Consider the following 21107-nt stretch of genomic DNA (forward strand, 5'->3'; position numbering starts at 1 on the left):
GACGTCTCAGCACGTGGGACGCCCTGTCCGGAGTTTGGCACGCGGGGCGGCACCGCCTACCATCGGGGCCATGGCACGTCGCTATCCCAGGTTTACGCAGCCGGCTCCGGGTGAGCCGGTCGCCGCGGCGACCTGAGCGACGACCCCGGAGCCGGCCGAGGCGGAGCCCATCGGGCTTCGCCCTTCCCTGCGATTCGCATCGACCAGGCGCGGCCCCGGCACCGGCTCTTCCCCGTGCGGCCCGCCGCAGCATGAGAGGGAACCCCATGCCCGACCAGGTGACCGACCCCGCCGAGCTGCGGGTCGCGCTGCCGTCCGCCGGCGCCGTCACCACCCTCGGCGAGGCCCGGGCCGCGATCGACGGCATCGACGCGGCCCTCGCGACCCTGCTGGAGCACCGCGCCGCGGTCGCCGCCGCCGTGCAGCGGCTCAAGCCGGTCGGCGGCTTCGCCGGCCGCGACCCGCGCCGCGAGCGGGAGATCGTCGAGGCGATGGCCGCCCGCGCCCCCTCCCTCGGCGCCGCCCGGCTCGCCCCCATCGTGAACGCGATCATCGAGGCCGGCCTGGACGCCGCCGAAGCCCGCCGATGAGCGCGGTCGACACGGCGCCCGGCGAGGGCGCGGTACCGGACGAGGGCGCGGTGCCGGACGAGGGCGCCCGGGCGAGCGCCGTCCGGGACGGGCTGAGCGTCGGCGTCGCCGTGGGCGTGTCCGGGGTGGCGTTCGGCGCGGCGGCCGTCACCGCCGGCCTCACCGTCGCGCAGGCGTGCGTGCTGAGCCTGCTGGCGTTCACGGGCGCGTCCCAATTCGCGCTGGCCGGCGTGGTCGGCGGGGGCGGCGGCCTGGTCGCCGGCTCGCTCGGCGCCGTGCTGCTCGGCGGGCGCAACGCCCTGTACGGGCTGCGGCTCGCCGGCACGCTCGGCGTGCGCGGCTGGCGGCGGCTGCTCACCGCGCACGTCGTCATCGACGAGACCGCCGCCGTCGCGACCGCGCAGCGCGACCGGGCCGCGGCCCGCGCCGGCTTCTACACCACCGCCGTCACCCTCTACCTGGCCTGGAACCTCACCACGCTGCTCGGAGCGGTCGGCGCGGCCCGGCTCGGCGACCCGGAGGCGATCGGCCTGGACGTCCTCGGCCCCGCCGCGTTCCTGGCCCTGCTGTGGCCGCGCCTCACCAGCGGAGGCGGGGCGGTGCGGGTGGCCGTGGGGGCCGCCGTGATCGCGGTCGCGGCCACGCCGCTGCTGCCGCCCGGTGTGCCGGTCATGCTGGCGGCCGTCGCCGCGCTGCCCGCCCTGATCGGACGGAGGGCGGCGCCGTGACCGTGTGGATCGCCGTGGCCGCGACGGCGCTGGGCTGCTACGCGCTGAAGCTCGCCGGGCTCGTCGCGCCGCAGCGGGTCCTGGATGATCCGCGGGTGCGCCGCTTCACCGACCTCGTGCCGGTGGCGCTGCTCACCGCGCTGATCGCCGTGCAGGTTCTCGCCGACGGCCGCTCCCTGGAGTTCGACCCCGCCCGCCTCGCGGGGCTGGGCGCGGCCGTGGCCGCGCTGCTGCTGCGGGCGCCGTTCCTGGTGGTGCTGGTCGCCGCGGCCGGCGTCGCCGCCGGCCTGCGCGTGCTCGGCCTGTAGCGGTCAGGACTCGGCTTCGACGATCTCCAGGGCGCGGGCCAGGTCGTCCGGGTACGGGCTCTCGAACTGCACCCACTCGCCCTTGGTCGGGTGCTCGAAGCCCAGCCGGACGGCGTGCAGCCACTGGCGCTTCAGGCCGAGCCGCGCCGCGAGCGTCGGGTCGGCGCCGTAGGCCATGTCGCCCGCGCACGGGTGCCGGATCGCGGACATGTGCACCCGGATCTGGTGGGTGCGGCCGGTCTCCAGGTCGATGTCGAGCAGCGTCGCCGCCCGGAACGCCTCGACGGTGTCGTAGTGGGTCACGGACGGCTTGCCGCCCGCCACGACCGCGAACCGGCCGTCGCCGGACGGGTGCCGGTCGATCGGCGCGTCGACCGTGCCCCGGAACGGGTCGGGATGGCCCTGCACCAGCGCCTGGTAGCGCTTGTCGATGCGGCGCTCCTTGAAGGCCCGCTTGAGCCGCGAGTACGCGACCTCGCTCTTCGCCACGACCATCGCGCCGGTGGTGTTGGCGTCCAGCCGGTGCACGATGCCCTGCCGCTCGGCCGCGCCGCTGGTCGCGATCGTGTGCCCGGCGCCGAGCAGCCCGCCGAGGACGGTCGGGCCCGTCCAGCCGGTGGTGGGGTGGGCCGCGACGCCGACGGGCTTGTTCACCACGACGATGTCGTCGTCCTCGAACAGGATGCCCATCCCCGGGACGGGCTCGGCGACCGGCGCGGGCGGGGCGGGCGGCGGCGGCAGCGTGACCTCCAGCCAGGCGCCCGCGTGCAGCCGCTCGGACTTGGTGGCCACCTCGGCGCCGTCCAGCAGGACGTCGCCCGCGGCGATGATGTCGGCCGCGCCGCCGCGCGAAAGGCCGAACAGCCGCGCCAGGGCGGCGTCGATCCGCTCGCCCTCCAGGCCGTCCGGCACGTGGAGGCTGCGCACCTCGCCCATCAGGCCCTCTCCTCCGGAGCCCGCTCCGGCTCGGCGGCCTCGTCGCCGTCCTCGGCCTTGGGGGCGGGGGGTTCGTCGTCGTCATCGCCGGTGACGCGGGTGCCGTCGACCTGGAGGCCCCGCGCGGCGAGCAGCACGGCGAGGACGCCGCCGCACACGATCGCCGAGTCGGCCAGGTTGAACACCGGCCAGTGCGGCAGCTGGATCCAGTCGACGACGTGGCCCTTCAGCGGCGCCGGCTCGCGCAGCATCCGGTCGGTGAGGTTGCCGACCGCGCCGCCGAGCAGCAGGCCGAGGCAGATCGCCCACGGCGCGCTCCGCAGGTTGCGGGCGGTCCGCAGGATGGCCACCACCACGCCGCAGGCGATCAGGGTGAACACGACGGTGTAGCCGGTGCCGATGGAGAACGCGGCACCGCTGTTGCGGGTCTCGCGCAGCGTCAGCAGCCCGCCGAGCAGCCGGATCGGCTCCCGGTCCTGGAGCGTCGCCACCACGATGATCTTGGACACGGCGTCGGTGACCAGCGCGGCCAGGGCCACGGCGACGAGCACGCCGACGCGGCGCGGCCGGGAAGGTCCCGTGGACTTCCCGGCCTCGCCCTCTGGGTTCGTTGAGTCGCTCAGCGACGTTCCTCGCGTTGTTTGCATGTCACACATAGGGTCGCACGCGGGAAGACCTGAAGTCGCGCCTTGCCGATCGGCTTGGCGCAGGACTCGCAGGTTCCGTACGTGCCGGCGTCCATCCGCTGGACGGCCCGCTCGATCTGGGCGAGCAGGTCCTGTGAATTGTAGGCCAGCGCCAGCTCGTGCTCGCGCTCGTAGGTCTTGGCGCCCGCGTCGGCCTGGTCGTCGCCCGCCCCGTCGCTGCCGTCGCCCTCGGCGATCTGGTTGGCGGACGCGGCGATCTCGGCGCGCAGGCCCTCGATCTGCTCCTGCAGCCCGGCCCGCACCTCGGCGAGCTCCTCGGGGGTCCACCGGTGCTCGCCCTCGCGCACCGGCAGCTCCGCCGCCGCGGGGGCGCCCCCCTCCCGCGGCTCCGCCGCCCTCCCGCCGCTCCCTCCGGCGGAGCCCTTCCGGGCGGGGGACTTGCGCTTGCTCTCCGCGGCGGGCGCCTCGGCGGGCCGTCCCTCCGCGGCCTGCTCCTCGGCGGCCCGCCTTCCGGCGGTCCGCCTCCCCGTGGGCAGGGCGCCCTTCGTCGCGCCGGCCATGTCGGCCTCCCTCGCGCTGATCGCCTCGACGGGCACTGCGGGCAGCATAGGTCCCCTTTCTCGGACGCGGTAAACAACCTGGGCCGTGGTACCGACCGCTTATGCCCGGTCGCCGATCGCCCGGAAACCCCAGCTCGGCGTACGAGATCGCAAAGGAACGGAACCCGGCCCGCCGGGCCGGGCGGGCGGGGAAAGGGGAAGAGCGGGGGGCGCGCGTGCGTTAAAGTGCAGACGAGCAGTCACGCGGCAGGCGCTGATGGGGACACCTGCCGCCGCAAGCGGCCATGAGCGACCCGGGGACGGTGCGAGCCCGGGGGAGCGCGCGGCGGTCTGATCACCCCGGAGCCGCCGGAAGAAACGCCCCGGCCCCCGGCCGCGGGCGCGGTAGACCCGGCAGCCGAGACGCTGAACGAAGCGGGCCGCGCCGTACGGGCGCGGTCAAGGAGGGTGGTACCGCGGGGCGCGCGCCTCGTCCCTCCGGTCAACGTGTCCACGTCGATCCGGAGGTCCGCCACCGTGAGCCGAGCCTTTCGGCCGCTGCCCGCGCAGGTCGATCTGCCCGCCCTTGAGCGGGACATGCTGCGCCGCTGGCAGGAGAACAAGGTCTTCGAGCGGTCGCTCGAGCGCACCGCGTCCGGCGAGCCCTGGGTGTTCTACGAGGGCCCGCCGACCGCCAACGGCATGCCGGGCGTCCACCACGTCGAGGCCCGCGTGTTCAAGGACGTCTTCCCGCGCTTCAAGACCATGAAGGGCCGCCACGTCCCCCGCAAGGCCGGCTGGGACTGCCACGGCCTGCCGGTGGAGGTGGCCGTCGAGAAGGAGCTCGGCCTCACCGGCAAGAAGGACATCGAGGAGTACGGCGTCGCGGAGTTCAACGCCCGCTGCCGCGAGTCGGTCCTGCGCCATGTGGACGCGTTCGAAGAGATGACCGAGCGCATGGGCTACTGGGTCAACACCGACCAGGCGTACCGGACGATGGACCCCGAGTACGTCGAGGCCGTCTGGTGGTCGCTGAAGCAGGTGTTCGACAAGGGCCTGCTGTTCCGCGACTTCCGCATCACCCCGTACTGCCCGCGCTGCGGGACGGGTCTGTCCGACCACGAGCTCGGGCAGCCGGGCGGGTACGAGACGGTGTCCAGCCCGTCGGTGTACGTGCGGATGCCGGTCACGTCCGGGCCGCTCGCCGAGATGGGCGCCTCGCTGCTCATCTGGACGACGACCCCGTGGACCCTGGTGTCCAACACCGCCGTCGCCGTCCACCCCGACGTCACCTACGTCGCGGCCCGTCCGGCGGGGTCGGACGAGGTGCTCGTCGTCGCCGAGCCCCTGGTCGACCAGGTCCTCGGCGAGGGCGCCGAGCGGCTCGCCGCCTACCAGGGCACCGAGCTCGAGCGGACGACCTACCAGCGCCCCTTCGACCTGGTCGACATCCCGGACGCGCACTACGTCGTCCTGGGCGACTACGTCACCGTGGAGGACGGCACCGGGCTGGTCCACCAGGCGCCCGCGTTCGGCGGCGACGACATGACCGTCTGCAAGCGGTACGGCATGCCGATCGTCAACCCGATCGGGCCTGACGGCCGCTTCCTGCGTGAGGTGCCCCTCGTCGGCAACAAGTTCTTCAAGGACGCCGACGAGCCGCTCACCGACGACCTGCGCGCGCGCGGGCTGCTGTTCCGCGGCGGGCACTTCGACCACAGCTATCCGCACTGCTGGCGCTGCCACACGCCGCTGCTCTACTACGCGCTCCCGGCCTGGTACATCCGCACCACGCAGATCAAGGACCGGCTGCTGGAGGAGAACGAGAAGACCAACTGGTACCCCGAGACGGTCAAGCACGGCCGGTACGGGGAATGGCTGCGCAACAACGTCGACTGGTCGCTGTCGCGGAGCCGCTACTGGGGCACGCCCCTCCCCCTGTGGGTCTGCGGCGACGACGAGGACCACGTCACCTGCGTCGGGTCGCTCAAGGAACTCGGCGAGCTGGCCGGGCGCGACCTGTCCGCGCTCGACCCGCACCGGCCCTACGTGGACGACGTCGCGTTCCCCTGCCCGCGGTGCGGCACGGAGGCGCGCCGCGTCCCCGACGTCATCGACGCCTGGTACGACTCGGGGTCGATGCCGTTCGCGCAGTGGGGCGCCCCCTACCGCAACAACGACGTCTTCGAGAACGCCTACCCGGCCCAGTACATCTGCGAGGCCCAGGACCAGACCCGCGGCTGGTTCTACTCCCTCATGGCCGTCGGGACGCTGGTGTTCGACCGGTCGTCCTACGAGAACGTCGTGTGCCTCGGCCTGATCCTCGCCGAGGACGGCCGCAAGATGAGCAAGCACCTCGGCAACGTCCTTCGGCCCATCCCGCTGATGGACCAGCACGGCGCCGACGCGGTGCGCTGGTTCATGGCCGCGAGCGGCCTGCCCTGGGCGTCCCGCCGCGTCGGGCACGGCGCCCTGGAGGAGATCGTCCGCAAGGTCCTCCTCACGTACTGGAACACCGCGTCGTTCTTCGTCCTGTACGCCAACGCCGCCGAGTCGCAGGGCCGCGCCTGGACGCCGGACCAGATGGCGGAGGCCCCGGCCCCGGCCGACCGCCCGCTGCTGGACCGCTGGGCGCTCGCCGAGCTGCACCGCACCGTCCGCGAGGTCGACACCGCGCTGGAGGAGTTCGACACCGCGCGCGCGGGGCGCCGCATCTCGCAGTTCGTCGACGACCTGTCCAACTGGTACGTGCGGCGGTCCCGGCGGCGCTTCTGGGAGGGCCCGCAGAGCCCGGAGGGCGCGGCCGCCTTCGCCACCCTCTACGAGTGCCTGGAGACCCTCACCCGGCTGATGGCGCCGATCGTCCCGTTCATCACCGACCACGTGTGGGATGTCATCCGGCCCGAGGGCGGCCCCGAGTCGGTGCACCTGGCCGACTGGCCGACCGTCGACGAGAGCCTCCTCGACGAGGCCCTGACCGCGCAGATGGCGCTCGTCCGGCGGCTGGTGGAGCTCGGCCGCTCCGCGCGGGCCGCGAGCGGCGTCCGGACCCGCCAGCCCCTCGGCCGCGCCCTCGTCGGCGCCCCCGGCTGGTCCGCGCTGCCCGAGCAGCTGCGCGCGCAGATCTCCGAGGAGCTGAACGTCCTCGGCTTCGAGGAGCTGTCGTCCATCGGCGGCGACCTCGTCGAGTACGAGGTGAAGCCGAACTTCCGGGAACTGGGCAAGCGCTACGCCAAGGACACCCCGAAGGTCGCCAAGGCGATCACCTCCGCCGGCGCCGCGGAGCTCGTGGCGGCGCTCCGCGCGGGCACGGCGCAGGTCGAGGCCGCCGACCTCGGCACGGTGCCGCTGACGGCGGACGACGTGATCGTCACCGAGCGGCCGCGCAGCGGCTGGGCGGTGGAGAGCGCCGCCGGCGAGACCGTCGCACTCGACCTCACCGTCACGCCCGAGCTGCGCCGCGCCGGCCTGGTGCGGGAGGCCGTCCGGCTCGTCCAGGAGGGCCGCAAGGCCGCCGGGCTGGAGGTCACCGACCGCATCGAGCTGTGGTGGGAGGCGACCGGCACCGACCTCGCCGAGGCGCTGCGCGCCCACTCCGGTGAGGTGGCCGCCGAGGTCCTCGCGACCGCGGTGTCCGAGGGCCGTCCCGCGGACGTCCCCGCGAACCGCGACGAGGAGCTCGGCCTGACCTACTACCTCCGCCGGGCGTGACCGGCACCCGCAGGGCATGAGGGCTCCGCCGCGTCCGGATCCGGGCGCGGCGGAGAACTTTCCGCGATGGGGTTCATCGCGACACATCGCGTTTGCGATGATGGTTCCGTGAATCTTCCCGAGCAGCCTTCCGGCTCCGAACCTCCGGCCGCCCCGTCACCCGCGAGCATGCGCGCGTCCGACGCCGACCGCGACGAGGTGGCCGACCGCCTGCGCGAGGCCCTGGCGGAGGGGCGCATCACGCCGGAGGAGCACGCCGAGCGCATCGACGCCGTCTACAAGGCCAAGACGTACGCCGAGCTGGCGCCCGTCCTCAGCGACCTGCCGGACGAGCAGCCCCCGCGCCCCCGGGTCGACCTGCGCAAGGAGCCCGCGCTCGCGCCGCCCCCGCCGCAGTCCCCCAACCTGGTGGCGATCTTCGCGGGGGTGGAGCGCAAGGGCCGCTGGCTCGTCGAGCCCACCACCAACGTCTCGTGCGTGTTCGGCGGCGCCGACCTGGACTTCCGGCAGGCGGTCCTCAGCCAGAGCGAGGTCACCGTCAACGTCACCTGCGTCTTCGGCGGCGTCAACATGATCGTCCCACCGGGGGTGCGGGTGATCGGGTCCAACACCTCCGTCTTCGGCGGCACCGAGCTGCCCGAGGACGACACCGCGGACCCGGGCGCGCCCGTCATCCGGATCACCGGGATGCTGCTGTTCGGCGGCATCTCCGTCAGCCGCCGCGCGGCCGGTGAGAAGGACGGCCGCCGCGACCGGCACCGGCAGGCCCACGAGCTGCACCGCAGGCACCACGAGGAGCTGCGGGAGCTGCACCGCGAGCACCGGGACGCCCGCCGGGAGCGGCTGCGCGAACTGCGCGCGGAGCGGCGCCGGGACCGCTGACCCGGCCGTCCGCGGGCCGGTGCCCCGGCCCGCGGGCCGGGGTCAGTCGCGGGCGTGCGCGCGGTCGGGCTGGCACACCAGGCAGGGCGTGCAGCCGCGGGACTTGGCCTCCGCGCGGGAGAGCGACTCCAGGTCGTCGGCGTCGTCGCCGACGTCCTCGATGAGGGCGCAGTCGACGCGGTGGTACCGCTTGGTGCCGCTCAGGATGCGGACCTGCGGGCCCTCCCCCTCCGGCTCGGCGGACGGCTCGTCCGCGGCCGGCTCCGGCTCGGGCGCCGCGAAGGCGTCCCCGGCGGAGGGCACGGAGGAGGGCTCGGCGCCGGTCTCGTCGTCGGCGTGGCGCGGCTGGGGCGCCGCGGCCTCCGCACCCGCGAAGGGGGCCGAGCCGAGGTCGACGGTGACGTCCGGGGCGGCGGAGGCGGGCTCAGCGGGCCGCTCCCAGCCGGAGCGCTCCTCCGGCTCCTCCCGGGAGGGGTCGGCCTTCTCCGGCGTCTCCGGGGCACTGGGGGCCGCGGCCGCGGCGGCGAGCAGGCCCGCGGCGGGCACGTCGGCCAGGGTCGGCCCGGACGGGCCGCCGGACGGGGTCTCCGCGGCCGGCTCGTCCGCCCGCGGGATCTCCGCCGTGCGGTCGAACGCGCCGGGCTTGTCGAAGGAACCGGGCTTGTCGAACGCGCCGGGCTTGCCGGGGGAGCCGGGGTCGGCGAAGGAGACGGGCGTGTCGAACGCCGTGGACGCCGCGGCGGAGGGCGCCGGCTTGGCCAGGCCCGCCAGGCCGCCCTCGGAGCGTTCCGCGCCGGGCTCGCGGCCGGCCGCCGCCGTGCCGCCGGAGTCGCCGCCCTTGGCCGGGGACGCGGGCGCCGCCGCCGCGGCGCGCGCCGCCAGTGCGGTGTCGGGCATGCACGCGGTGCAGGGGCTGAACCCCTCTTCCTTGGCCTCGGCGTAGGTCAGTTCCTCGACGTCGCGCCCGGCGAGCTGCCGGCACGTGTCGAGGTGGTAGCGCTTGCGCCCGCGGACGACGAACACCAGCGCGTCCTCGGGGACGTCGGCGGGCGGGGCGGGCACCTCCGCCGCGTCGTCGGCCGGGTCCGCCGGCGGGGACGCGGACGCCGCGGCCGCCGGGACGCCGGCGGCGCCCGTGGGGGGCGCCGGGGCCGGGGGCGCGGGCCTCTTGCGCCTGTCCTTCTTGGCCTTCTTGCTCTGCCGGGCCGGTACCGCCGAGGCTCCGGGGCCCCAGAGCTCCTTGCGCCGCAGGAACACCCCGATGGCCAGGCACAGCGCGGAGATGATGCTGACGGCGATCGATATGTAGATCACCACCAGCGCGTCCAGGCCGAAGACCTGCGCGCTGTCTCCGTTGCCGGCGACGATTCCCGCTACCAGGAGGGCGATCGCCACCACCACGAGAACGCCACTCAGGATGATCACAGGGTCTCTCCCACTCGTTCGGACCGCTCGGCTCCGGGCCGGTGCGAGGGACCCGGTCGCCGCCCACGACCGCCCGTCAGCGCCGATAAGGCGCCCGCCGGGATGGCGCCGCTGCCACCCGGCGCGGGCATCGGGACGACACTATCGCCTGCGGCGGCCGCGTCAGCGCCGATCGTGCGGCGGGTTGTCGCCGCCCGCGTGGAAAGCGCCGGTCGCCGAGTGCTGCACCTGCTGGCCGTGCTCGGCCGGCTGCGGGAACGTGCCCGGCGCGGGCGAGGGACCGCCTGCGGCGCCGTTGCGGTTCTCCGGGTGCGGGAGGCCGGGCTGCGGACCCGTCTGCGGACCCTGCGGGGCGTTCTGCGGCGACTGGACCGGGGCCGCGCCCGGGACGGCGGCGAACGCGCCGGTCTCGGTGCTGCCCGCCTCCAGGTCGCGGAGCTGCCCCTCCAGGTACACCTTCAGGCGGCTGCGGTACTCGCGCTCGAACGCGCGCAGGTTGTCGACCTCGCGCTCGAGCTCCTCGCGCTGCTGCACGAGCGAGCCCATGACCTGGCGGTGCCGCTCCTGCGCGTCGCGGTCGAGGGCCTCGGCGCGGGACCGGGCCTCGCTGACGATCTGGTCGGCCTGCCGGCGGGCCTTGCCGAGGATCTCCTCGGCCTCGCGGCGGGCGCGGCCGAGCGTCTCGTCGGCCTCCCGGCGCGCGTCGGCGATCGCCTGGTCGGCGGTCTGCTGCGCGAGCGCGAGGACGCGGGCCGCGGTGTCCATGTTGTCCTCGCCGGTGGGGGCGGCGGACATGCCGAGACCGCCGAGCACGGGCTCCGGCTCGGGCTGCGGCTGCGGCTCCGGGCGGGGCGGCTCGGGGATCTTCTGGACGTCCGGCTTCGGCTCCACGATGGGGGCGGCCATGGCGGGGACCTTGCCGCGCAGGCACTCGGCCAGCTTGGCCCGCAGCTCCTCGTTCTCCTGGATGAGGCGGTCGAGCTCCGCCTCGACCTCGTCGAGGAAGGCGTCCACCTCCTCCTCGTCGTACCCCGGCCTCAGCCTGGTGGTACTGAACTGCTTGTTCCGCACGTCGGCGGGTGTCAGCGGCATGTTCTCGTCTCCTTGGCGCGCTTGGAGTCTGTCCCTGAAGGACGGTATCCGATCGATCTAGGGACCGCCGAATACGGAGCCAATGACCATGATCAGGATCCAGACCACAAGGATGAGCACGGTGAAGCTGAGGTCCAGTGCAACGTTACCCAGACGGACCGGCGGGATGAAACGCCTCAGCAGCTTCAAGGGCGGATCGGTGATGGTATAGGTCGCCTCGGCGATCACCAGCACCACCCCGGAGGGCTTCCATTGGCGGGCGAACGACTGAAGGACCTCCAGTACCAGCCTCCCGATCAGGAAGAGGAGGAAGAGGTACAGGAGGTACGTCAGCACCTGTCCAGCGATGTTCACGGATACTCTCGCATGTGGCTATCAGCTCTGGTTGAAGAACCCACGTTCTGCCATCCGGGCCTTGTCCTCCGCCGTCACCTCCACGTTGGCGGGCGACAGGAGGAACACCTTGTTCGTAACACGCTCGATGCTCCCGTGCAGGCCGAACACGAGACCCGCCGCGAAGTCGACGAGACGCTTGGCGTCGCTGTCGACCATCTCGGTCAGATTCATGATCACCGGTGTGCCCTCTCTGAAGTGCTCTCCGATGGTCCTTGCCTCGTTGTAGGTCCTGGGATGCAGGGTAGTGATACGAGCGAGGTCGGTGGTACCGGACTCGTAGAGCGCCACGGAGCGTCGCTCCAGCGTCGACGTGGAGTGATGGTCGCGATCCCGGTCCGCGGTCTCCTCCGCTCGGGTAAGCTGACCGCCGGATTCGTCCTCACGGCGACGGGTCTGACCGGGGTCGGTCTCGTCGTCGTAGACCTCGTACTCGTCGTAGTCGCCGTACTTGTCGTCGTAACGGTCGTCCTCCACAAGGCCGAGGTAGACCGCCATCTTGCGCATCGCGCTGGCCATACGCCCCTCCGTGTCCTGTGGCCGCGGCGCCGGGCGCGTCCGGCGCCGTCGTTGGACTGCTCCGTCGTGGCGACCCGCGTACCGCCAGGTACCACTGGGGGGACATTACCTGACGATTGCCCGTCGGCCGCCGAGCAACGCCGTACCGATCCGCAGGTGTGTCGCGCCGCACGCGATCGCCTGCTCCAGATCGCCGCTCATACCCGCACTGACGATCCGGGCGTCCGGATGGTTCCTTCGCATCTCCGCCGCGACCTCCGCAAGCCGGGCGAAGGCGGGCAGCGGGTCGGCACCGAGCGGCGCGACCGCCATCACTCCGCCGAGCCGCAGGCCCGGCGCCCCGGCGATCGCGTCGGCCAGTTCCGGCACGGCGGCCGGCGCCGCGCCGCCGCGCTCACCGCGCGCCGCGTCCTCGTCCAGCGACACCTGGACCAGGCAGCGCAGCGTCCGGCCGGCGCGGGCCGCGGCGTCCGACAGCGCGGCGGCCAGCCTCGGCCGGTCCACCGAGTGGACGACGTCGGCGTAGCCGGCGACCGCGCGGGCCTTGTTGGTCTGCACCCGGCCGACGAAGTGCCAGGTGAGCGGGAGGTCGGCGCATTCGGCCGCCTTGGGGCGGGCCTCCTGGTCGCGGTTCTCGCCGACCTCGGTGAGGCCGAGTCCGGCCAGCAGCCGCACATCGGAGGCGGGGAAGGTCTTGGTCACCGCGATCAGCGTGACCTCGTCCGCGTCCCGGCCGGCGGCGGCGCAGGCCGCCGCGATCCGGGCGCGGACCTCGGCGAGGCCCTCGGCGAGCTCCGCGCGGCGCTGCTCGGGGGCGGGGTCGGTCTCGCCGGTCACGCGCCGTCCTTGATCCAGACGAATCCCGCGAAGCGGCCGGTGCGGCCGTCGCGGCGGTAGGAGAACAGGCCCGCGTCCTCGATGGTGCAGCGCGGGTCGGCGGCGACCTCGGCCACCCCTGCGGAGGCGAGCTGCGCGGCGATGCCGGCGCGGATGTCGAGACCGGGGGTGCCCTTGGACGTCACGGCGTGCGCGGCGGGGACGACGGCGGCGACCTCGTCGCGCATCTCGGCGGGCACCTCGTAGCAGCGGCCGCACGCGGCGGGCCCGATCGCGGCGGTCATCCGGGCCGGGTCGGCGCCCCGCTCGCACATCGCCTTCACCAGCGCCGGGACGACGCCGGCGGCGGTGCCGGGGCGGCCGGAGTGGGCGGCGCCGACGACGCCGGCGACCGGGTCGGCCAGCAGCACGGGCGCGCAGTCGGCGACGAGGACGGCGAGGGCGAGGCCCGGGACGGTCGTGACGACGGCGTCGACGGGGCCGGGGGTCTCGGTGGAGGTGACGAACGCGACGTCCGCGCCGTGCACCTGCCGCATGTAGACGGTGCGGCCGGGGTCGGCGCCGAGCGCCTCGGCGGCGCGCCGCCGGTTGCCGCGCACGGCGGCGGGGTCGTCGCCGACCGCGCCGCCCAGGTTCAGGGAGTCGTAGGGGGGCCTGCTCACGCCGCCGGCGCGGCCGGTGAAGCCGGCGCCGACGCCGTCGCCCAGGGCGACGGAGGTGATCACTTCAGGAAGTCGGGGACGTCGAGGTCGTCGTCCTCGTCGAACACGACGGGACGGCGGCGCTGCCCGGAGGAGGCGGGGCCGCCGTCGTTCTCCCCCGCGTGCACGCGGGAGGAGGCCGGCTCGGTGGGCTGGCGCGGCGCGGGGGCGCGCGACCCGGCGGACTCGCCGGCGTCCCGGTCGCCCGGCGGCCCGGCCGAGCTGCTCTCGGGCTGGGCGGGCTCGTCGCGGTCGCCGCGGCCGGCGGCCCGGTCGTCGTGGGCCGGCGCGGGCGGCTGCGCGCGGTCGCTCTCGGCGCGCGGCTGCGGGGCCGGGGCCGGCGGCGCCGGGGCGGGCGGGTGCGGCGCGGCGGCGGCCTGCGCCACCGACGGCTGCGCCGGCTGCCCGCCGGTCGGGTGGCCGCTCACCGGCTCCGAGCGCCCGACCCGGCTGGGGATCGGGTTGGCCGGGGCGGCGGGCGGCGCGGACGCGGGCGGCGGCACCGGGCGGGGCGGGGGCGGGGGCAGCCGCTTGCCCTCCGGCTCCGGAGCCGGCTTGGCAGGGCGCCCCTCGTCAAAACCCGCCGCGATCACCGTGACCCGGACCTCGTCGCCGAGCGCGTCGTCGATGACCGCGCCGAAGATGATGTTGGCGTCCGGGGCGGCGGCGTTCGACACCAGCTGCGCGGCCTCGTTGATCTCGAACAGGCCGAGGTCGGAGCCGCCGGAGATGGACAGCAGCACGCCGTGCGCGCCGTCGATGCTGGCCTCCAGCAGCGGGCTGGAGATCGCCATCTCGGCGGCGGCGACGCTGCGGTCGTCGCCGCGCGCGGAGCCGATCCCCATCAGCGCCGAGCCGGCGCCGGACATCACGGACTTGACGTCGGCGAAGTCGAGGTTGATCAGGCCCGGGGTGGTGATGAGGTCGGTGATGCCCTGGACACCGGACAGCAGCACCTGGTCGGCGGCCTTGAAGGCGTCCAGCACGCTGACCTGCCGGTCGGAGATCGACAGCAGCCGGTCGTTGGGGATGACGATGAGGGTGTCGACCTCGTCGCGCAGCGTCTCTATGCCGGCCTCGGCCTGCATGGCGCGCCGCTTGCCCTCGAAGCTGAAGGGGCGGGTCACCACCCCGATGGTGAGCGCGCCGAGCGAGCGGGCGATGTTGGCGACCACGGGCGCGCCGCCGGTGCCGGTGCCGCCGCCCTCCCCGGCGGTGACGAACACCATGTCGGCGCCCTTGAGGACCTCCTCGATCTCCTCCCGGTGGTCCTCGGCGGCCTTGCGGCCCACGTCCGGGTTGGCCCCGGCGCCGAGGCCGCGGGTGAGCTCGCGGCCCACGTCCAGTTTCACGTCGGCGTCACTCATCAGCAGCGCCTGGGCGTCCGTGTTGATCGCGATGAACTCGACGCCCTTGAGACCCTCTTCGATCATCCGGTTGACGGCGTTGACGCCGCCGCCGCCGATGCCGACGACCTTGATGACCGCGAGGTAGTTCTGCGGTGCTGCCACGACGAGGGGCCTTTCCGCTCTCTCCGACCGCCCAGACCGGCCTGCCGACCGTGCCGCCGCGGTGTTCCGACCTGTGCACTGGGGGCGGGGCCGAAACCCTCACCCTCAACTTGAGGCTTACACTTATGTCAACCTGAAGACTGATACGGACAGTAGGGCGGCCTTACCGCCAGGGTCAACTAACCTCCCCCGAACTCCACCGGCGTGTCGCAGCTGGCATGGGTTTGCCCAGGTTGTCGTCGGGCCCCCGCCCGGTGCACCGCCCGCGGGCATCGGCGTCCCCCCTCCCCGTCCGCATCGGTCCGGCATGACCGTTCCAGCGTGCCCGATCGGGCGGCGGGAATCGCCGCGACACACGCACCCGGCCCACTTCGGGGCCTCACTTCGTCTTCAGGACCTCGGGGGAGCTGATGTCGATGGTGCGGATCGCGCGGCCGGACGCGGTGCGCCGCACGGCGTCCAGCAGCCTGACCTTCTCCTCCGCCCGCTCGGCGGCGCCCCACACGACCGTCTGCCCGTCCGCCATGTGCAGCGTGACGGCCTCCGGCCCGGTGGCCTCCACCTCGGCCACCGCGCGGCCCAGCCGCTCCGGCAGGCCGGTGAGCACGGCGAGCGCCGCGCCGGTCGCCCGGTCGGACGGCCCCGGCGAGGCCACCGTCAGCGCCGGCAGCCCGGACGGGCGCGACTCCCGGTCGGCCACCGTGACGCCGTGCCGGTCGAGCAGGTGGTAGCGCCCGTCGCGGCCGAAGACCGCCACCGGCGCGCGCTCCCGCACGACGATCCGGACCGTGCCCGGCCAGTGCCGCTCGATCCGCGCCGACTCCACCTCGCGGAGCCGCTCGACGCGCTCGGCGACCGCGCCGGTGCGCAGCCGCGCCATCGGGGTGCCGAGGTCGATCGCGGCGGCGGCGACGATCCGGTCGCGGGGCGCCAGCCCGGCGCCCGCGACCTCGACATGCCGCACCACCAGCAGCCGGGAGCCGAGCAGCACCCAGGTCACCAGGCCGAGCGCGCCGACGACCAGCAGCGTGACGAAGATCGCCTTCCACCGGTTCGGCCGGCCGCGCCCCTCCCCCGCCGCTCCGCCGGGATCCTCCCCCGGGACGGCGTGCCGGCCGGTCCGTACCTCGGTCATGACCCAAGCTTGGCAGTTCTCCCCCCGCGCGCCGCCGACCGCGCGGCCGGCGGCGTGTCACCCGCCGAGGCGCTCCAGGACGAGCGGCCCGAGCTGCGTCACGTCCCCGGCGCCGAGCGTGATGACGACGTCGCCGGGCCGGGCCAGGGACGCCGCGATGCCGGGCACCTCGTCGCGGACGGGCGCGTACACGGTCTCGGTACCGGCCGGGACGGCGTCCGCGACGAGCGCGCCGGTCACCCCGGGCTCCGGGTCCTCGCGGGCGCCGTACACGTCCAGCACCACCGCGACGTCGGCGCGGCCGAGCGCCGCGCCGAACTCGGCGGCGAAGAAGCGGGTGCGGCTGTACAGGTGCGGCTGGAACACCGCGACGATGCGGCCGCCCTCGCCCTTCTCCCCCAGGTAGTCGCGGGTGGCCTCCAGGTCGGCGGTCAGCTCGGTCGGGTGGTGGGCGTAGCTGTCGAACACCTCGACGCCGCCCGCCGCGCCCTTGCGCTCCAGCCGCCGCATCGCGCCGCCGAACGCGGCGAGGCCCGCCCGCACCGGCGCGTCGTCCAGGCCGAGGGCCCGCGCGACCGCGATGACGGCGGTGGCGTTGAGCGCGTTGTGCCGGCCCGGCACGCCCAGCACGACCTCGCCGGCGCCCTCGATCTCGAACCGGGAGCCGAGGCCGCGCGGCGTGAAACCGGTCACCCGCAGGTCGGCGCCCGCGGCCTCGCCGTAGGTGCGGACGGTCAGCCCGCGCTCCCGCGCGAGGGCGGCGAGTTCCATCGCGACCGGGTCGTCGGCGCCGGCGACGAGCGTCCCGCCCGGCTCGACCCGGTCGACGAACCGGGCGAAGTTCTCCTTCACCTTCTCGAAGCCGCCGTAGTTGTCGAGGTGGTCGGCCTCGACGTTGGTGACGACCGCGATGTGCGGGGTGTACATGAGGAACGAGCCGTCGCTCTCGTCGGCCTCGGCGACGAACACGTCGCCGGTGCCCTCGTCGGCGCCGAGGCCCGTGGTGACGAGCTGCCCGCCGATGCAGTAGGACGGGTCGGCGCCCGCGTGCTGGAGCGCGACCGTCAGCATCGACGTCGTGGTGGTCTTGCCGTGCGTCCCGGCGACCGCGACGGCGCGCCGCCCGGTCATCAGCGACGCGAGCGCCGCGGACCGGTGCAGGACGCGCAGCCCCCGCTCGCGGGCGGCGACCAGCTCGGGGTTGGACTCCCGGATCGCCGTGGAGACCACCACCGTGTCGGCCTCGCCCACGTGCGCGGCGTCGTGCCCGACGAAGACCTTGGCGCCGAGGTCGCCGAGCTGGCCGAGCAGCTCGGAGTCGCGGGCGTCGCTGCCGGACACCGCCATCCCCCGCCGCAGCATGATGCGGGCGATGCCGGACATCCCGGCGCCCCCGATCGCGATGAAGTGGACCCGGCCGAGCTCGCCGGCCGGGACCACCGCACTCGGGTCGATCAGGCTCATCGCGCGGCGCCCGCGGCGCGGACCACGTCGTACACCATGCGGGCGAGCGCGACGTCGGCGTCCCGGCGGCCCATCCGGCCGGCGGCCTCCGACATGTGCGCGACCCGGGCCGGGTCGGCCAGCACCGGCAGCAGGTGCGCGGCGATCCAGTCGGGCGACAGCTCGGCGTTGTCGACCAGCATGCCGCCGCCCGCCGCGACGATCGGCTCGGCGTTCAGCCGCTGCTCGCCGTTGCCGATCGGCAGCGGCACGTACACCGCGGGCAGCGCGACGGCGGCCAGCTCGGCGCAGGTCATCGCGCCCGCCCGGCACATCGCCATGTCGGCGGCGGCGTAGGCGAGGTCCATCCGGTCGCAGTAGGGGATCGTGACGTACTGCGGGCCGCCGGACGCGGGCTCGGGCTCCTCGGTGTTCTTCGGCCCGACGATGTGCAGCACCTGGATGCCGGCCTGCCGGAAGTACGGCGCGGCGGCCACCGCGGCCTGGTTCAGCGAGCGGGCCCCCTGCGAGCCGCCGAAGATCAGCAGCGTGGGCAGGTCGGGCAGCAGCCCGAAGTAGGAGCGGGCCTTGTCGCCCATCGCGAGCCGGTCGAGCGTGGCGATCTCGCGGCGCAGCGGGATGCCGACGAACGTCGGGTTCGGCAGCGGCGAGTCGGCGTGCGAGACGGCGACGTGCTCGGTGAACCGGGCGCCGAGCTTGTTGGCGAGGCCGGGCTTGGGGTTGGCCTCGTGCACGATGATCGGCACCTTGCGCTTGCGGGCCGCGAGGTAGCCGGGCGTGGCGACGTAGCCGCCGAAGCCGACCAGGATGTCGGCCTGGGCCTGGTCCAGGACGGCCGCCGCCGCGTTGATCGCGCCGCGCAGCCGGCCGGGCACCGACAGCAGCTGCGGGGTCAGCGTGCGCGGCAGCGGCACCGGCGGGATCAGCGCGAGCTCGTACCCCCGCTGCGGGACGAGGCGGGTCTCCAGCCCCCGCTCGGTCCCGAGGCAGACGATCCCGGTGTTCGGGTCGTTGCGGCGCAGCGCGTCGGCGAGGGCCAGGGCGGGCTCGATGTGTCCGGCGGTGCCCCCGCCGGCCAGGACAACCCTCATGCTCGTTGACAACTCCTCAGCGTGTTCGAAAGGGGGGATTTCAACGCCGTGCCAGACCCAGCCAGCTTAGAGCCCTCACGACGGGTCCGGGGCCACGTGCGGAGAGTGCCTGCCGCGCGCCGGGCTCCCGTTTGGCGAAGGCGAGCAGCATCCCGAGCGCGAACAGGCTCGGGATGAGCGCGGAACCGCCGTAGGAGACCAGCGGGAGCGGGATCCCCGTGATGGGCAGGACGGCGATGACGGCGCCGATGTTCACGATGGCCTGCACGACCAGCCAGGCGGTCACGCCGGCGGCCGCGAGCCGGGTGAAGGGGTCCTTCACCCGCCGCGCGATGCGCAGCCCGGCGTAGGCGAGCGTCCCGAACAGGCCGACGACGACGAGCGTGCCGATGAGGCCGAACTCCTCCCCCACGATCGCGAAGATGAAGTCGGTCTCGGCGTGCGGGAGGTAGTCCCACTTGGCGCGGCCCTCGCCGAGGCCGGTGCCGAACAGCCCGCCGGACGCGAGCGCGTACAGCCCCTGGGTGCCCTGGTAGTTGGTGGTCAGCTTGTTGCCCGACGGGTCGAGGAACCCCGTGAGGCGCTGCATCCGGTACGGCTCGACGACGATGAGGATCGACACCAGCAGGCACACGAGCCCCGCGATGCCGACGAACAGCCGGCCGGGCGCGCCGACGACCCACAGCAGCGCCAGGAAGATGGTGAGGAGCACCAGCGTGGTGCCGAGGTCGCTGCCCAGCATGACCAGCAGCACGAGGATCCCGGCGCCCGGCATCAGCGGCACCAGCAGCGGCCGCCACTCGGTGAGCTGGCCGAGCCGGTCCTTGCGGGCCAGCAGGTCGGCGCCCCACAGCACCAGGCCGAGCTTGGCGAGCTCGGACGGCTGGATCTGCAGCGGGCCGAGGTCGACCCAGCGGGTGGCGCCGCCCGCGCTGCGGCCGAGCCCCGGCACGAGCACCAGCCCCAGCGCCACGACCGACAGCAGGACCAGCGGGTAGGCGAGCGCGCGGAACGTCCGCACCGGCAGCCGGGACGCCAGCCACATGGCGGGCAGCCCGATCGCCATCCACACCGCCTGCTTCTGGAACAGCGTGTACGCCGAGCCCGTCGCCTGGAGCTGCTTGACGCTGGAGGCCGACAGCACCATCGTCAGGCCGAGCGCGAGCAGCATGATCGAGCAGCCCAGCACCAGGTAGTAGGAGGTGAGGGGCCGGTCGAGCAGCCCGACGGCGGCGGCCACGTGCTCGCGCGGCCCCGGACGCCCGCCGCCCTCCTCCTCGGCAGCGGCGGTCACGGCTACTCGGCCGCCCCGGCGCCGGCCGACCCGGCGAGGCGTTCGACGGCCGCGATGAACGCCTCGCCGCGGGCCGGGTAGTTGGCGAACATGTCGAAGGACGCCCCGACGGGCGCGAGGAGCACGGTGTCCCCGGGGCGGGCGAGGGCGGAGGCTTCGTTGACGACGCGTTCCATGGCCCCAGTGTCGGTGTCGGAGACGTCGACGACGGGGACATCCGGGGCGTGTCGCGCGAGTGCCTCCGCGATCCGGTGCCGGTCGCGGCCCATCAGCACCACGCCGCGCAGCCGCGCGGCGCACGAGCGCACGAGGTCGTCGACGTCCAGCCCCTTGAGCAGGCCCCCGGCGATCCACACGACCGGCTCGTAGGCGGCGAGGGACGCGGCGGCGGCGTGCGGCTGGGTGGCCTTGGAGTCGTTGACGTAGGCGACGCCGGCGACGTCGGCGACGTGCTGGATGCGGTGCGGGTCCGGGACGAACGCCCGCAGGCCCGCGCGGACCGCCTCCGGCGGCACCCCGAAGCAGCGCGCCAGCGCGGCGGCGGCGAGCGCGTTCGCGACGTTGTGCGGCGCGTACGGGCGGACGTCGGCGAGCGCGGCCAGTTCGGCGGCGTGGTGCGCGGGGTCGTCGGTGAAGGCGCGGTCGACGAGCAGGTCCTCGACGACGCCGAGCTCGCCGGGCCGCGGCACCTGGAGGGTGAACCCGACCCGGCCGCGCACGCCCTCGGCGCGTTCGGCGAGCGCCGCGGAGGTGTCGTCGTCGGCGTTGTAGACCGCGACGGCGCCCGGCGCGTAGATCTTGCCCTTGGCGCCGACGTAGGCGTCCATGGTGCCGTGCCAGTCGAGGTGGTCGGGGGCGACGTTCAGCACGACGGCCGCCTCTGGAGCGAGCGAGCTGGACCAGTGCAGCTGGTAGCTCGACAGCTCCACCGCGAGGACGTCGTACGGCTCGCTGTGCCCTTCGTGGGGGGACGACCCCCCAGACCCCCCGGAACCCCCTATGGCCTCGACGATCGGCGTCCCGACATTGCCGACCGCGAGGGCCTTGTGCCCCGCCGCGGTGAGCATGCAGGCCAGCATGCGGACGACGGTGGTCTTGCCGTCCGTCCCGGTGATGGCCAGCCACGGCGCGGCGTCCGGCCCGCGCAGCCGCCACGCCAGCTCCACCTCGCCGATGATCTCGATGCCCGCGGCGGCGGCCGCGGCGAGCAGCGGCACGTCCGGCCGCCAGCCGGGCGAGGTCACGACCAGCTCGGTGCCCTCGGGAAGGCGCTCGCCGTCGCCGAGCCGGACGGCGACCCCGCG

At 74.6% G+C, this 21107-nt stretch carries 20 protein-coding genes; 5 read left to right on the forward strand and 15 right to left on the reverse strand.

Annotation, left to right across the window (positions count from 1 at the left end; translation table 11 throughout):
- Positions 1-266 precede the first annotated feature (266 nt).
- Genes AB0K34_RS32305 through AB0K34_RS32315 form a run of 3 tightly spaced genes read left to right on the forward strand, consistent with a single transcriptional unit; the run spans position 267 to position 1626 of the window.
- On the forward strand, positions 267-590 hold the full coding sequence (locus tag AB0K34_RS32305; protein ID WP_301177075.1) for a chorismate mutase: 324 nt from the start codon (positions 267-269) through the stop codon (positions 588-590).
- Positions 587-1318, forward strand: a complete 732-nt coding sequence (locus AB0K34_RS32310; protein ID WP_301177076.1) for an AzlC family ABC transporter permease — start codon at positions 587-589, stop codon at positions 1316-1318. The genes AB0K34_RS32305 and AB0K34_RS32310 overlap by 4 nt, the downstream gene beginning before the upstream one ends.
- Positions 1315-1626 (forward strand): AzlD domain-containing protein, encoded by a 312-nt coding sequence (locus tag AB0K34_RS32315; protein ID WP_301177077.1) that lies wholly within the window; start codon positions 1315-1317, stop codon positions 1624-1626. Before AB0K34_RS32310 ends, AB0K34_RS32315 begins: the two co-directional genes overlap by 4 nt.
- A gap of 3 nt (positions 1627-1629) precedes the next feature.
- On the opposite strand, the gene AB0K34_RS32320 is transcribed toward AB0K34_RS32315, so the two are convergent.
- Genes AB0K34_RS32320 through AB0K34_RS32330 form a run of 3 tightly spaced genes read right to left on the reverse strand, consistent with a single transcriptional unit; the run spans position 1630 to position 3562 of the window.
- Positions 1630-2562: an RluA family pseudouridine synthase gene (locus AB0K34_RS32320; RefSeq protein WP_301177078.1), complete on the reverse strand. Its 933-nt coding sequence runs from the start codon at positions 2560-2562 to the stop codon at positions 1630-1632.
- A complete protein-coding gene (locus AB0K34_RS32325) occupies positions 2562-3209 on the reverse strand; it encodes a signal peptidase II (protein ID WP_301177079.1) in 648 nt (215 codons plus the stop codon). The genes AB0K34_RS32320 and AB0K34_RS32325 overlap by 1 nt, the downstream gene beginning before the upstream one ends.
- Positions 3182-3562, reverse strand: a complete 381-nt coding sequence (locus AB0K34_RS32330; protein ID WP_301177084.1) for a TraR/DksA C4-type zinc finger protein — start codon at positions 3560-3562, stop codon at positions 3182-3184. The genes AB0K34_RS32325 and AB0K34_RS32330 overlap by 28 nt, the downstream gene beginning before the upstream one ends.
- 723 nt (positions 3563-4285) lie before the next feature.
- Here AB0K34_RS32330 and ileS point away from each other — a divergent pair.
- Positions 4286-7459 (forward strand): isoleucine--tRNA ligase, encoded by a 3174-nt coding sequence (ileS, locus tag AB0K34_RS32335; RefSeq protein ID WP_364552811.1) that lies wholly within the window; start codon positions 4286-4288, stop codon positions 7457-7459.
- Positions 7460-7627: 168 nt separating this feature from the next.
- On the forward strand, positions 7628-8341 hold the full coding sequence (locus AB0K34_RS32340) for a DUF1707 domain-containing protein (RefSeq protein WP_356948786.1): 714 nt from the start codon (positions 7628-7630) through the stop codon (positions 8339-8341).
- A gap of 42 nt (positions 8342-8383) precedes the next feature.
- Here AB0K34_RS32340 and AB0K34_RS32345 read toward each other — a convergent pair whose 3' ends face one another.
- The 12 genes from AB0K34_RS32345 to murD form a co-directional block, all read right to left on the reverse strand.
- Positions 8384-9766 carry a hypothetical protein gene (locus tag AB0K34_RS32345; RefSeq protein WP_364552812.1) on the reverse strand — a complete coding sequence of 461 codons (1383 nt, stop codon included), beginning with the start codon at positions 9764-9766 and terminating at the stop codon, positions 8384-8386.
- A gap of 162 nt (positions 9767-9928) precedes the next feature.
- Positions 9929-10858, reverse strand: coding sequence for a DivIVA domain-containing protein (locus AB0K34_RS32350; RefSeq protein ID WP_138641856.1), 930 nt, complete (start codon positions 10856-10858; stop codon positions 9929-9931).
- Positions 10859-10915: 57 nt separating this feature from the next.
- Positions 10916-11212: a YggT family protein gene (locus AB0K34_RS32355; protein ID WP_089324192.1), complete on the reverse strand. Its 297-nt coding sequence runs from the start codon at positions 11210-11212 to the stop codon at positions 10916-10918.
- Between the two features lie 21 nt (positions 11213-11233).
- Positions 11234-11770: a cell division protein SepF gene (gene sepF, locus AB0K34_RS32360; RefSeq protein WP_138641857.1), complete on the reverse strand. Its 537-nt coding sequence runs from the start codon at positions 11768-11770 to the stop codon at positions 11234-11236.
- A gap of 105 nt (positions 11771-11875) precedes the next feature.
- A complete protein-coding gene (locus tag AB0K34_RS32365) occupies positions 11876-12607 on the reverse strand; it encodes a YggS family pyridoxal phosphate-dependent enzyme (protein WP_301177082.1) in 732 nt (243 codons plus the stop codon).
- On the reverse strand, positions 12604-13332 hold the full coding sequence (gene pgeF / locus AB0K34_RS32370) for a peptidoglycan editing factor PgeF (protein WP_301177083.1): 729 nt from the start codon (positions 13330-13332) through the stop codon (positions 12604-12606). Before pgeF ends, AB0K34_RS32365 begins: the two co-directional genes overlap by 4 nt.
- Complete coding sequence (ftsZ, locus tag AB0K34_RS32375) at positions 13329-14819, reverse strand: cell division protein FtsZ (protein ID WP_364552813.1); 1491 nt, start codon at positions 14817-14819, stop codon at positions 13329-13331. The genes pgeF and ftsZ overlap by 4 nt, the downstream gene beginning before the upstream one ends.
- 379 nt (positions 14820-15198) lie before the next feature.
- A complete protein-coding gene (locus AB0K34_RS32380) occupies positions 15199-15954 on the reverse strand; it encodes an FtsQ-type POTRA domain-containing protein (protein ID WP_301177880.1) in 756 nt (251 codons plus the stop codon).
- A 57-nt stretch (positions 15955-16011) separates the two neighbouring features.
- A complete protein-coding gene (murC, locus tag AB0K34_RS32385) occupies positions 16012-17418 on the reverse strand; it encodes a UDP-N-acetylmuramate--L-alanine ligase (protein ID WP_364552815.1) in 1407 nt (468 codons plus the stop codon).
- Entirely contained in the window at positions 17415-18509 is a 1095-nt protein-coding gene (gene murG / locus AB0K34_RS32390; protein ID WP_138637705.1) for an undecaprenyldiphospho-muramoylpentapeptide beta-N-acetylglucosaminyltransferase, read from the reverse strand. Before murG ends, murC begins: the two co-directional genes overlap by 4 nt.
- A gap of 40 nt (positions 18510-18549) precedes the next feature.
- The gene (gene ftsW / locus AB0K34_RS32395; RefSeq protein ID WP_240807819.1) at positions 18550-19749 is read right to left on the reverse strand and encodes a putative lipid II flippase FtsW; all 1200 of its coding nucleotides are present in this window, start codon (positions 19747-19749) and stop codon (positions 18550-18552) included.
- Positions 19750-19805: 56 nt separating this feature from the next.
- On the reverse strand, positions 19806-21107 hold a 1302-nt coding region (gene murD, locus AB0K34_RS32400), incomplete at its 5' end, for a UDP-N-acetylmuramoyl-L-alanine--D-glutamate ligase (RefSeq protein ID WP_364552816.1).

This window comes from Actinomadura sp. NPDC049382, assembly GCF_040677125.1.
In the GTDB taxonomy this organism is placed as follows: domain Bacteria; phylum Actinomycetota; class Actinomycetes; order Streptosporangiales; family Streptosporangiaceae; genus Spirillospora; species Spirillospora geliboluensis.